Source organism: Citrobacter sp. GW821-FHT02E08 (assembly GCF_059421685.1).
Genome location: NZ_JBWKVL010000007.1, coordinates 24,426 through 37,533, shown reverse-complemented (window position 1 = coordinate 37,533; position 13,108 = coordinate 24,426). Strand labels below are relative to the sequence as shown.

Below are 13,108 nucleotides of genomic sequence, written 5' to 3'. Positions count from 1 at the left end.
AAAGGTCGCCTGTCTTTTAATCGAGTTACCGTACCACAATTCACGCTACTTTACGGCATGGAAACTACTCTTTGAAGTCGTTTGCATCCAGCTCGTGACGGGAGAGTAATTTATAAAATTCGGTCCGGTTGCGCCCGGCCATTCTCGCTGCATGGGTCACATTGCCTTTGGTGATTTGCAGCAGTTTTCGCAAATAGTTCAGCTCAAACTGGTTGCGCGCTTCAACGAAGGTTGGCAGCGCAGTATTCTCCCCTTCCAGCGCCTGTTCCACCAGCGCATCACTGATCACCGGCGAAGAGGTGAGCGCCACGCATTGTTCGATAACGTTCACCAGTTGACGGACGTTCCCCGGCCAGCCAGCTGTCATCAGCCGCTTCATGGCATCCGTTGAAAAAGCGCGTACGAACGGTTTATGCCGCTCTGCCGACTGACGCAGCAGATAATTCGCCAGCAGTGGAATATCCTCCGCACGCTCGGCCAGAGCAGGAATTTTCAGGCTCACCACGTTCAGGCGATAGTATAAATCTTCACGGAATTCGCCCCGCGTCATCGCTTTGGGCAGGTCACGGTGGGTGGCAGAAATGATCCGCACATCAATGTCGATATCGCGATTGCTGCCGAGCGGCCTGACTTTGCGCTCCTGTAGGACACGCAGCAGTTTGACCTGTAGCGGTGCGGGCATGTCGCCAATCTCATCCAGAAACAGCGTGCCGCCTTCTGCCGCCTGAAACAGCCCTTCGCGATTGCTTACCGCGCCGGTAAATGCTCCGCGCGCGTGACCAAACAATTCAGACTCCAGCAACTGCTCCGGCAATGCACCGCAGTTAATCGCGATAAACGGTTTGCTGCTGCGCGGACTGGCGTTATGGATAGCCTGCGCGAAGATCTCTTTCCCGGTGCCGCTTTGTCCGTTAATCAGGACGCTGACGTCCGACTGCGCCACCATGCGCGCCTGCTCCAGCACGCGCAGCATTAAGGGGCTACGGGTGACGATAGATTCACGCCAGCGATCATCTGTCGCGGGAGCCGACTGCTCCAGCGCTTCGTCGATCGCCTTATACAGCGCGTCTTTGTCTACCGGCTTGGTCAGAAAGCTGAAAACACCTTGCTGGGTTGCCGCTACCGCATCGGGAATCGAACCGTGCGCGGTCAAAATAATGACCGGCATACCCGGCTGCACTTTCTGGATCTCAATAAACAGCTGCATGCCGTCCATTTCGTCCATACGCAGGTCGCTTATCACCAAATCTACTTTTTCACGATTCAGTACGCGCAGCCCTTCCTGGCCGCTTTCTGCCGTTACGACACTGTAACCTTCACTGGTCAGTCGCATCCCGAGCAGTTTTAGCAAGCCCGGATCGTCATCCACGAGCAGTAAATGCGCCGGTTTGCGGCTGATCATGGCGTTACCTCATCTTGTGATGGCGCTGGTGTTGTTTCGTCAGGTTTGTCGCTGCCGCGCGTCGCGTCAGGATTGTAGTTACCGGCGGGTTTACGCGTGGAAAGCTGGCGCTCAATATCGGTCAAATTCTCCAGCTTGCGGGTAGTGAGATCGAGCTGAGCCTGTAAATGCTGATGCTGCTGACGCAACGTATCGAGATCGCTGTCCGTCGTTTGCTGAAGCTTGCTGTAACGCTGCCGTTCTTCGGCAAGCTGTAATTGCAGCATCTGCCCATCGCGCCAAAGTTGATAAAGAGGGCGAACCTGGGCGGGGATCTGTGAACTCAGGGCATCCAGTTGGGTAACCGCAACGCGTCGCTCAATGGGCGAGATTTTGGCATCCGCCAGTAAAATCCCACGCTTAAAGGCACTCTGCCAGGTATCATCCTCAAGCGCACGCGCCTCGTTACGCGACTGAATCGGCAGCAGACGATCGGCACAGTCAACCGCCCGCAGCCAGTAAAGCGGGTTGCTCTCCGTGGACTTCCCTTGTAATGACCAGATGTCAGCACACTCGGTAGAAAGGTAATCCGCCAGTTGATAAGGCGGGATTTTTTCCTGAGACGGATCGCCGACGAGATGTTTAGCCGCGTGCGGGGCACACCCCATCAGCGCCAGACACGGCACGCTCGCGAATAACATCCGTCGGGAAAAAAGTCGTTTAAACACTCGAACAAAAACGTGTGGCATACTCACCAGACTTAGCTTCATTTTTAATGGTTTTTCGATGCAGATAGCGGCAGCTCTATGCGGAAACACACCTCTTGCGCATTCTCATCGACCAGATAAAGTTCTCCCTGCATACGACGGATACAGTCCCTGGCGATGCTTAATCCCAGCCCGCTGCCCTTCACAGCCCCTTTTCTCTGATGGCTCCCCTGGAAAAACGGCTCGAAAATCATGGCTCTTTCTGTTTCTGGAATCGGGGTACCGGTATTTGTGACATCAATATGTACCGTGGCGCCATGCAGACGGCTACTGATACAAATGTTACCGGATTCAGCACCATAGTGCACCGCATTGGAGTAAAGATTGTCCAGCACGCTCATCAATAGCATCGGCTCCGCCAGGCACGTATTCGCATCCAGTCTGACGTCGGTATGCATCATTTTAGCGCGGGCTGGCAAACTGTGAGCGGAAACCACCATATCGACCAGCGGTTCAATCTCAACGCTTTCCAGTTCAATGGCGCTATCTGCCAGTTTTCTGTTGTAATCAAGCAGTTGCTCAATCAACTTCTGTAAGTTACGGCTGCTGTTGTCGAGAATGCCGACCACCTCTTTTTGCTCAGGCGTCAGCGGCCCCACAACCTGATCGGCCAACAGCTCTGTGCCCTCACGCATACTGGCCAGTGGCGTTTTCAGTTCATGTGAGAGATGGCGTAAAAATTGGTGACGTTGTGATTCAAGCCAGGACAAACGCTCGCTCAACCAGATAATACGTTGGCCCACTGAGCGTAGTTCACGGGGACCGGTAAACGAAACGGCATTCCCCAGCGAACGCCCTTCCCCCAGTCGATTGATCATCCGCTCAATCCCCTTTACCGGCCCAATGATCATACGGGTAAAGAGCAGCACCATGGCCAGGCTGACCAGAAACAGCACCAGCGCCTGCCAGCCAAAGAACTGTCCGCGCTCGGCAATTTCCTGCTGAAGCTGTTGGCCGCGGGAGAAAATAACGGTTCTCGTCGCCTGCACCATCTCGGTGTTGGCGTGAGCAAAGGCTTCCAGGCTCGCCGCCGCCGCCGCATCCGGACCGCTGTTTGTACAGCGTAGTTGGGTGAGCGCATTCAGATCCTGACGCAATGCCTGATAAAGTTTGTCATCCGGCAATACGCCGGCATGCGCGTCCAGCATTTCACTGTAGCGCTTTCGTTGGCCGTGATAGACCTTCGCAAGCGTAGGATCGTCCAGCACACAGTACTGACGATAACTGCGCTCCATCCCGAGCGCCGCATTGGTCATCGCCTCGCTGCGACGGGCATCAATCAGAGTTGTGCGGTTGGTTAACGCCGCCTGCGCACTCAGGGCGTTGAGACTTTGCCATGCCTGCCATGCCAGCACCAATAAAGGAAGCAGGATCAGCAGGAATGCCAGCATAACCAATTGACGTAATGACCGGGGAAATACAGACCAGCGCTTCAAAGCGTTACTCTCATCGGAGACGAATAGAAGGATGCTAACTGAGGGAAACCTCAGATACAACAAAGCCGGGCTTAACCCGGCTCTGTTATGGAATAAGGCGGTGCCTAACTCGACGTTTCGCCCGATGGTTGATAAAGCAGCGCTATTATCAGATGTTGGACGGCAGGCACCTTGTTGTGCGTCATTCGAAGTTTATGTAGCACGTCCCGAAGGGGCTGACATAAGAAGGTGAATGAGCCACTGCTTAGTATTATGCAGAAACCATGCCAATAGTTAAAGCATTATATTAACATCATGATTTTATTTAACTTTACGACAAAAAAGCAGCAAAGCCAAAGTGAGTAAGATTTCGCCATTGTGTCGTCAAAAAGAGACACCCAATCTCAAACTCAGCACACTCTATAAAAATCAATCAATTAAACGTCTCCTTTTGGAGACACTGCAAACTACCCTTTGTCGTGATTCCCCGACAAAAAGCGTCCACGGTTGGCTATTTCGTTTTATCCGGCCTGCCGTTTAGCTGGCCCGGTAAGCATCAGGCTACCGGGCCTTTCGCAGGTGTTGATTAACCTAACTGCTTACGCGCGTTACGGAAGATGCGCATCCACGGGCTGTCCTCGCCCCAGTTTTCCGGATGCCAGGAGTTGCTTACCGTGCGGAAAACGCGCTCCGGGTGCGGCATCATGATGGTCACGCGGCCATTTTCAGTAGTCACCGCCGTAATCCCGTTCGGCGAGCCGTTCGGGTTCGCCGGGTAGGTTTCGGTCACTTTGCCGAAGTTATCGACATAGCGCAGCGCCACCAGACCTTTGCTCTCAAGCTGAGCCAAATGCGCACCATCACGCACTTCCACACGCCCTTCCCCATGAGAAACCGCAATCGGCATCTGTGAGCCCACCATTCCCTGCAGTAACAGGGATGGGCTTTGGGTCACTTCCACCAGACTAAAGCGCGCTTCAAAACGGTCGGAATGGTTACGCACAAAGCGCGGCCACAGATCGCTGCCCGGGATCAGCTCACGCAGATTGGACATCATCTGGCAGCCATTACACACGCCAAGCGCCAGCGTTTGCGGACGGTGGAAGAAGGTTTCGAACGCATCGCGCACGCGGTTGTTAAAGAGGATCGATTTCGCCCAACCTTCACCCGCCCCCAGCACGTCGCCGTAAGAGAAGCCGCCACACGCCACCAGCGCCTGGAAGTCATCAAGACCAGTGCGCCCCGCCAGCAAGTCACTCATGTGTACATCGATTGCATCAAAGCCCGCACGGTGGAAAGCAGCTGCCATTTCCACATGCGAGTTGACGCCCTGTTCGCGCAGCACCGCGACTTTTGGACGTGCGCCGGTCGCGATGTATGGCGCAGCGATATCTTCGCTGATATCAAACGACAGCTTCACATTAAGACCAGGATCGGCATCGTTGGTTTTCGCCTGATGTTCCTGATCGGCACATTCAGGGTTGTCTCGCAGACGCTGCATTTGCCACGTGGTTTCAGCCCACCAGGTGCGTAAGGTGGTACGGCTTTCACTGAAGACAACCTGACCGTCCGCTTCGATAACAAAACGGTCACCGGAAACGGCCTGACCTAACGCGTGAACGCAGTCGCCAAGACCATGTTGCGCCAACAGGGTTTCGACGGCCTGACGATCCGCCGCACGAACCTGAATGACGGCCCCAAGCTCTTCGTTAAACAGCGCCGCCAGACGATCGTCGCCCAGAGCAGCGATATCCGCCTGAATGCCACAGTGACCGGTAAAGGCCATCTCAGCCAGCGTCACCAGCAAACCGCCATCAGAACGGTCGTGGTAAGCCAGCAGTTTACGCTGCGCCACCAGCGCCTGCATCGCATCATAGAAGCCTTTCAGCTGTGCGACGTCACGCACGTCTGCCGGTTTGTCGCCAAGCTGACGGTAAACCTGCGCCAGCGCAGTTGCCCCCAGCGCGTTGTGGCCCTTGCCCAGGTCAATCAGCAGCAGGGCGTTATCTTCCGTGGAGAGCTGCGGCGTGATGGTGTGACGGACGTCTTCCACGCGGGCAAACGCGGTGATCACCAGCGATAATGGCGAGGTCATTTCACGCTGCTCATTGCCTTCCTGCCAGCGGGTTTTCATCGACATCGAGTCTTTGCCCACCGGAATGGTCAGACCCAATGCCGGACAGAGTTCTTCACCCACCGCTTTTACAGCTTCATACAAGCCGGCATCTTCACCCGGGTGGCCTGCTGCCGCCATCCAGTTTGCAGACAGTTTGATACGTTTGATATCACCAATCTGCGTCGCCGCAATGTTGGTGAGCGCTTCCCCAACCGCCAGACGGGCGGACGCGGAGAAATCCAGCAATGCGACCGGCGCACGCTCGCCCAACGACATGGCTTCGCCGTAGTAGCTGTCAAGGCTTGCGGTGGTAACCGCACAGTTCGCCACCGGAACCTGCCACGGGCCAACCATCTGATCGCGCGCCACCATGCCGGTGACGGTGCGGTCGCCGATGGTGACGAGGAACGTTTTTTCCGCCACGGCAGGTAAATGCAGTACGCGGTTGACCGCATCGGCAACGGTAATATCACGACGATCCAGCGCGTCGCCTTTTGCTTGCAGGCGCTGCACATCACGGGTCATTTTCGGCGTTTTGCCCAACAGAACATCCAGCGGCAGATCGATAGGCTGATTATCGAAATGACGGTCATTCATCGAAAGATGCTGTTCTTCGGTTGCTTCACCGATCACGGCGTACGGTGCGCGCTCGCGCTTGCAGAGCGCATCAAACAGCGGCAACTGGTCAGCGGCAACCGCCAGAACATAACGTTCCTGCGATTCGTTACACCAGATTTCCAGCGGGCTCATACCCGGCTCGTCGCTGAGGATGTCACGCAGTTCAAATTTGCCGCCGCGCCCGCCGTCGCTCACCAGTTCCGGCATCGCGTTAGAGAGACCGCCCGCGCCCACGTCGTGGATAAACAGGATTGGGTTAGCATCGCCCAACTGCCAGCAACGGTCGATAACCTCCTGGCAGCGACGTTCCATTTCCGGGTTGTCGCGCTGTACGGAGGCGAAATCCAGATCGGCATCGGACTGGCCGGACGCCATAGAAGACGCCGCGCCGCCACCAAGACCGATGTTCATCGCCGGGCCGCCGAGCACGATCAGCTTCGCGCCAACGACGATCTCGCCTTTCTGTACGTGATCGGCGCGGATGTTGCCGATCCCGCCCGCCAGCATGATCGGTTTGTGATAGCCGCGTAGCTCTTCGCCGTTGTGGCTATTCACTTTCTCTTCATACGTACGGAAGTAACCGTTCAGCGCCGGACGACCAAATTCGTTGTTAAATGCGGCGCCGCCCAGCGGGCCTTCGGTCATGATGTCCAGCGCGGTAACAATGCGCTCCGGCTTACCGAAATCTTCTTCCCACGGCTGTTCAAAGCCCGGAATACGCAGGTTAGAAACAGAGAAACCAACCAGACCGGCTTTCGGCTTCGCGCCACGCCCAGTCGCGCCTTCGTCACGAATCTCGCCACCGGAACCGGTCGCAGCACCTGGCCAAGGCGAAATTGCGGTCGGGTGGTTATGGGTTTCTACTTTCATCAGGATGTGTGTAGGTTCCTGATGGAAGTCGTAACGACCCGTTTCATGGTCGGCAAAGTAGCGCCCCACTTCAGAACCTTCCATTACCGCCGCGTTATCTTTATAGGCAGAAAGCACGTGGTCCGGCGTGGTCTCGAAGGTGTTTTTAATCATTTTGAACAGCGATTTCGGCTGTTGTTTGCCATCAATGACCCAGTCGGCGTTGAAAATCTTGTGACGGCAGTGTTCGGAGTTCGCCTGGGCGAACATATAAAGCTCAATGTCGTTTGGATTGCGGCCCAGGTTGCTGAAGGCAGTATGCAGATAATCAATTTCGTCATCCGCCAGCGCCAGGCCCAGACGCAGGTTTGCGTTAATCAGTGCCTGACGACCTTCGCCCAGCACATCAACGCTGGCAACCGGTGCCGGTTGGTGGTGAACAAACAGTTTTTCTGCGTCGTTCAACGAGGAGAAAATCGTCTCCATCATGCGGTCGTGCAGTTCAGCAGCAACGCTTTGCCACTGCTCAGCGGTGAGTGGCTCAGCGTCAACGTACCAGGCAATGCCACGTTCCAGACGGCTCACCTGTTGCAGGCCGCAGTTGTGTGCAATATCCGTTGCTTTGGAAGACCAGGGAGAGATGGTGCCAGGACGAGGGGTAACCAACAGCAGTTTTCCCTCCGGGGTATGGCTGCGTAAGCTCGGGCCATACTTCAGCAAACGGGCAAGCTGCGCGTGTTCATCATCGTTCAGCGGCGCATTCAGGCAGGCAAAATGGACATACTCAGCGTAAATATTGTTGACCTGGAGGTTGGCAGCCTGAAAACGCGCCAGCAGTTTGTTAATACGGAATGCAGACAGTGCAGGCGAACCACGCAGAATTTCCATCATAAGTCTCTCGTCTTCTAAGCTTTCGGTGTGCCCAAGTGGGGAAACGGGCGCCATTATAAAGAATCTGGCGCGCTGACGAAACCGTTTGCGTCGAAATAAAATCACCGCCGTTTCTTATCATCCGATGCGCCACTGATTCCGAATTAGTTGCCAACTGGCGTATTGTTGCGCAAAATGCCGCACATCAATGACTCACACTGGCTTTAATCACTACATTTTCAGGCTGAGAAACCGCACGATCCAGAGAATTAACTAATTGAAAAAATTAAAGATTAATTATCTGTTCATCGGCATACTGACGCTGCTGTTGGCAGCGGCCCTCTGGCCATCAATCCCCTGGTTCGGTAAAGCCGATAATCGTATCGCCGCCATTCAGGCGCGGGGAGAGCTGCGCGTCAGTACCATTGACTCACCGCTAACCTACTCAACCCTCAATGGAAAAAAGTACGGTCTGGATTATGAGCTGGCGCAGCTGTTCGCCAACTACTTAGGCGTAAAGCTGAAGGTCACCGTACGTCAGAACATCAGCCAGTTGTTTGACGATCTGGACAATGGCAAGGCCGACCTGCTGGCCGCAGGTCTGGTCTATAACAGCGAACGCGTGAAAAACTACCAATCGGGTCCAACGTACTATTCTGTTTCTCAGCAAGTGGTCTATCGGGTCGGACAATATCGCCCGCGAACGCTTGCCACCGTGAATGAAAACCAACTCACCATTGCGCCAAGTCATGTGGTCCTGAATGACCTACGCACCCTGAAAGAGACAAAGTTCCCCGAACTCAGCTGGAAAGTCGATGACAAAAAGGGCACGACGGAACTGATGGAAGCGGTGATCAGCGGCGAACTGGAGTACACCATCGCAGACTCGGTGGCCATCAGCTTGTTCCAGCGCGTACACCCTGAGCTGGCCGTTGCGCTGGATGTCACCGATGAGCAGCCGGTCACCTGGTTCAGCCAACTGGATGATGACAACACGCTCTCGGCAGCCCTGCTCGATTTTTTTAACACCATTAATGAAGACGGTTCTCTGGCGCGACTGGAAGAAAAATATTTGGGTCACGGCGGCGACTTTGATTACGTTGATACCCGCACCTTCTTACGCGCTGTAGATAACGTGCTGCCAGAGCTGAAACCGCTATTTCAGAAGTATGCGCAGGAGATTGACTGGCGTTTACTGGCGGCTATCGCGTATCAGGAATCGCACTGGGATGCGCAGGCCACCTCGCCAACCGGCGTCCGCGGCATGATGATGCTCACCAGAAATACCGCTCAGAGTCTGGGGTTGACTGACAGGACCGACGCCGAACAGAGCATCAGCGGCGGCGCGCGTTATCTACAGGACATGATGAGCAAAGTCCCTGATACCGTTCCCGAAGAAGAGCGTATCTGGTTTGCGCTCATCGCTTACAATATGGGTTATGCGCACATGCTTGACGCCCGGGCGTTAACGGTAAAAACCAAAGGGAATCCGGACAGTTGGACCGATGTAAAACAGCGCTTGCCGCTGCTCAGCCAGAAACCGTATTACAGTAAGTTGACCTACGGCTATGCGCGCGGGCATGAGGCTTACGCCTATGTGGAAAATATTCGAAAGTATCAGATAAGCCTGGTCGGCTATCTGCAGGAGAAAGAGAAACAGGCCGCAGAAACACTGAAACTGGCGCAGGACTACCCGGCGGTGTCTGCGGAGGACTTTGGTAAAGAGAGGCTCTCCCTCTCCTCGTTTTTGTCGCAGTCGTCCTCGGCCTACCTGACGCCTTCGCCAACGTTACTGTTACCGCCAAAGGAAAAAGAGGAAGAGTAACGCGACGTTTATTCAGGCGTCGCCGATGACTTTTTCAGTGCTTTGATCTCCTGACGACGCATGCGGAAAAAATCGCTCAGCAGCGTCGCGCATTCATCACGCAAGATGCCCTCGGTGATTTCCACCCGGTGATTCATACCCGGGTGATGCAAGACATCCATCAGCGAGCCTGCCGCGCCCGTTTTTGCATCACGTGCGCCAAAAACAACCCGACCAATCCGACTGTGGACCATCGCGCCTGCACACATGACGCACGGTTCCAGCGTGACGTACAGCGTGGTGTCCAGCAAACGGTAGTTTTGCAGCACCATCCCCCCTTGTCGTAACGCCATAATTTCCGCATGCGCAGTAGGATCGTGATGACCGATTGGCCGATTCCACCCTTCACCGATGACGCGATCATTGTGCACCAATACCGCACCCACCGGCACTTCACGTTCGTCCCAGGCGCGTTTCGCCAGCGTCAACGCATGACGCATCCAGTATTCGTGGCTAAATTCAACTTCAGACAAAGGGAAACTCCAGTAATAAAAGCGGGCGCATTATACACAGACGCTCTGCTTTGCACTATTCCAGTTGCTGGAGCTCACCGCGTGGCGTGACGCGCCAGCGATGCTGGCAAAAGTAGAGTAATGGGTTGTCCTGCTTGCTGTCGCTGTATCCGCTATACAGACGCAGCGGCGTGCCAATCTGCCGCTCAAGTTGCGCGACTTTTTCGTGCCCCAGGCAACGCAGAGTCAACACCCAGCCACCGTAGCCTCGCTGGATCTGACTGGCGATCAGGTTAACGCGCGGCAGCCACGGGGTATCAAAATAGACCTGCTCGACCAGCGATTGCGGCGAGCCGGTGATAAGCCAGATATCGGCATCAGAACTCAACAAATAGGTGGTGAGTCGTTCCTGCACAATCGGAAACGCGGTGACGTTATCCCGAAACCAACGCACAAACTCAGCCTGACGCGCTTTCAGACGCGCTTCGCTGTGACCAAATGTACATCCCCACAACAAGAGACTCACGGGCCAGCGAGCGGCGCGCCCTTTTATCATCAACGCAATCGCAATGATCGGCAGTAAAGGCAGCACGAGCAGCACATTCAGCGGCTGGCGACGCAACAGATAACGCAGGAAACTGCCAAACATATCCTGTTGGTGCAACGTACCATCCAAATCAAAAAATACGACACGACGCTCGTGGCTGGTCAAACCCTGCACCTCTGGAAAGTTGAACTCTGAAGCCTGGTCAACGAGAACCTGGCGCTAACTGCTATTAAATAGCCTAACAGATAGAACATCACTTTTCCGGCAACAATCGTTAATGCGCATAGTCGCGTCACATCAATGATAAACGGCTTACTCCCCCGTCGCCGTATGCTCGTCTGTTTAGTTTTCTAATGCCGCCCGTAAAAATCCCTGGTGAGCCGACAGTTTTTCTCTGGCGGCTGCCGCATCCAGCCCGGAGAGCGCCATCAGAATGGCGGGTTTGACGTCAAAATCGGTTTGTTTCAGTAGCGCCTCAGCGTCTTCGCGCGTAATTCCTGTCGCTTCCACCACCATGCGACACGCTCTGTCGATCAGTTTGACGTTGGTGGCCTTCATATCCACCATCAGGTTTTGATAGACCTTGCCAAATTTCACCATCGCACCAGTGGAGATCATATTGAGCACCAGCTTTTGCGCAGTACCTGATTTCAGTCGCGTTGACCCCGTCAGCGCCTCGGGGCCGACCACCGGCGAAATCGCTATGTCCGCCTCACGCGCGATCGGTGAGTCAGGATTACAGGAAATAGCGACCGTGGTGCATCCAGCCAGGTTGGCATACTTCAAGCCGCCAATCACGTAGGGCGTGCGACCTGATGCCGCCAGTCCAACCACCAGATCCTGCGCGGTCAGATTGAGCGCCTTTAAATCCTCTTCCCCTAACTGCAGACTATCTTCGGCACCTTCAACCGCCTTCAACAACGCGCCCGGGCCCCCTGCTATCAATCCCACGACCAGCCCATGCGGCACGCCAAAAGTTGGCGGGCATTCAGACGCATCAAGCACTCCCAGCCGTCCACTGGTGCCAGCACCCATATAAATAATGCGCCCTCCTGCCTTTAACGCATTTGCAGCGGCATCGACTGCACGCGCAACCTCCGGCAGCGTCTCTTTTACTGCGAGCGCTACCTGCGTATCCTGTTGATTAAAACGATGAACCAGCTCAAGCGTGGATAAAGCATCGAGGTCCATAGTCTGTGGATTACGGGTTTCTGAAACTAACGCGCCGAGATTCATTTTTTCTCCTCAGGAATTTTTAATTCATACTAATTGCCTATAATGGAATATTATATTCATTCAGGCGAGTGAAATTTGTGTCGCTGTCGCCATCACGTTTTCGCCAGGAGAACCCATGAACTGTTTGAGCCGTATTCGTCAACGTTATCCCCATCTCGCCCAAAGCGACAAGAGGCTTGCGGATTATCTTCTTTCGCAACCGGATAACGCACGGCATCTCAGTTCGCAGCAGCTTGCCGCCGAAGTGGGCATCAGTCAGTCCAGCGTGGTGAAATTCGCGCAAAAAATGGGATTTAAAGGATTTCCGGCACTGAAACTGGCGATCAGCGAAGCGCTGGTGAGCAATCCGAATCCTCAGTCAGTTCCCGTCCACAATCTGATCCGTGGCGATGATCCTATGCGTCTGGTGGGCGAAAAGCTGATTAAAGAAAATGTGGCGGCGATGCACGCTACGCTCGACGTCAACAGCGAAGAAAAGCTGATCGAGAGCGCGACGATGCTACGTCGCGCCCGGCGGATTGTCCTGACCGGGATTGGCGCTTCAGGCCTGGTTGCGCAAAACTTTGCCTGGAAGCTCATGAAAATAGGCTTTAATGCTGTCGTCGAGCGCGATATGCACGCCCTGCTGGCGACGGTTCAGGCGCTCTCTTCAGAGGATCTGCTGCTGGCCATCTCCTACACGGGTGAACGCAGAGAGCTTAATCTGGCGGCAGATGAAACATTGTTGGTGGGAGGGAAAATCCTGGCCATCACCGGATTTACGCCTAACGCATTGCAGCAGCGCGCCACACATTGCCTGTATACCATTGCAGAGGAGCAGGCCACCCGTAGTGGGGCTATTTCATCCACGCATGCTCAAATGATGCTCACTGATGTGCTTTTTATGGCGTTGGTACAACAGGATTTGGAACACGCTCCGGGACGTATCAGACACAGCGAGGCGCTGGTAAAAAAACTGGTCTGAGCAAAGAATGCGCGTATAATGCCCGCCCG

General features: G+C 54.8%; 8 protein-coding genes and 2 pseudogenes. 2 read left to right on the top strand and 8 right to left on the bottom strand.

Going from position 1 to position 13,108, the window contains the following annotated elements; translation table 11 throughout:
• Nucleotides 1–64: 64 nt before the first annotated feature.
• From glrR to purL, 4 genes are all read right to left on the bottom strand, one after another.
• A complete protein-coding gene (gene glrR, locus AC07UY_RS11245) occupies nucleotides 65–1,399 on the bottom strand; it encodes a two-component system response regulator GlrR (protein ID WP_271446457.1) in 1,335 nt (444 codons plus the stop codon).
• Nucleotides 1,399–2,130, bottom strand: coding sequence for a two-component system QseEF-associated lipoprotein QseG (qseG, locus tag AC07UY_RS11240; protein ID WP_494661033.1), 732 nt, complete (start codon nucleotides 2,128–2,130; stop codon nucleotides 1,399–1,401). The genes glrR and qseG overlap by 1 nt, the downstream gene beginning before the upstream one ends.
• 23 nt (nucleotides 2,131–2,153) lie before the next feature.
• Nucleotides 2,154–3,584 (bottom strand): two component system sensor histidine kinase QseE/GlrK, encoded by a 1,431-nt coding sequence (gene qseE, locus AC07UY_RS11235; protein WP_494661034.1) that lies wholly within the window; start codon nucleotides 3,582–3,584, stop codon nucleotides 2,154–2,156.
• A gap of 565 nt (nucleotides 3,585–4,149) precedes the next feature.
• A complete protein-coding gene (gene purL, locus AC07UY_RS11230) occupies nucleotides 4,150–8,037 on the bottom strand; it encodes a phosphoribosylformylglycinamidine synthase (RefSeq protein ID WP_494701229.1) in 3,888 nt (1,295 codons plus the stop codon).
• 256 nt (nucleotides 8,038–8,293) lie between these two features.
• Here purL and mltF point away from each other — a divergent pair, with 256 nt between their 5' ends.
• Entirely contained in the window at nucleotides 8,294–9,841 is a 1,548-nt protein-coding gene (gene mltF, locus AC07UY_RS11225; RefSeq protein ID WP_494661036.1) for a membrane-bound lytic murein transglycosylase MltF, read from the top strand.
• 8 nt (nucleotides 9,842–9,849) lie between these two features.
• Here mltF and tadA read toward each other — a convergent pair.
• From tadA to murQ, 4 genes and pseudogenes are all read right to left on the bottom strand, one after another.
• Nucleotides 9,850–10,391 (bottom strand): annotated as a pseudogene (gene tadA, locus AC07UY_RS11220) (tRNA adenosine(34) deaminase TadA).
• Between the two features lie 17 nt (nucleotides 10,392–10,408).
• Nucleotides 10,409–11,044 carry a phosphatidylglycerophosphatase C gene (gene yfhb / locus AC07UY_RS11215; RefSeq protein ID WP_494661037.1) on the bottom strand — a complete coding sequence of 212 codons (636 nt, stop codon included), beginning with the start codon at nucleotides 11,042–11,044 and terminating at the stop codon, nucleotides 10,409–10,411.
• Nucleotides 11,041–11,160, bottom strand: a pseudogene (locus AC07UY_RS11210) (hypothetical protein); the annotation flags it as partial. The gene yfhb and the pseudogene AC07UY_RS11210, both read right to left, overlap by 4 nt.
• A gap of 61 nt (nucleotides 11,161–11,221) precedes the next feature.
• Nucleotides 11,222–12,115, bottom strand: coding sequence for an N-acetylmuramic acid 6-phosphate etherase (murQ, locus tag AC07UY_RS11205; protein WP_494661038.1), 894 nt, complete (start codon nucleotides 12,113–12,115; stop codon nucleotides 11,222–11,224).
• Nucleotides 12,116–12,230: 115 nt separating this feature from the next.
• Here murQ and AC07UY_RS11200 point away from each other — a divergent pair, with 115 nt between their 5' ends.
• The gene (locus tag AC07UY_RS11200; protein WP_494661039.1) at nucleotides 12,231–13,079 is read left to right on the top strand and encodes a MurR/RpiR family transcriptional regulator; all 849 of its coding nucleotides are present in this window, start codon (nucleotides 12,231–12,233) and stop codon (nucleotides 13,077–13,079) included.
• Nucleotides 13,080–13,108 lie beyond the last annotated feature (29 nt).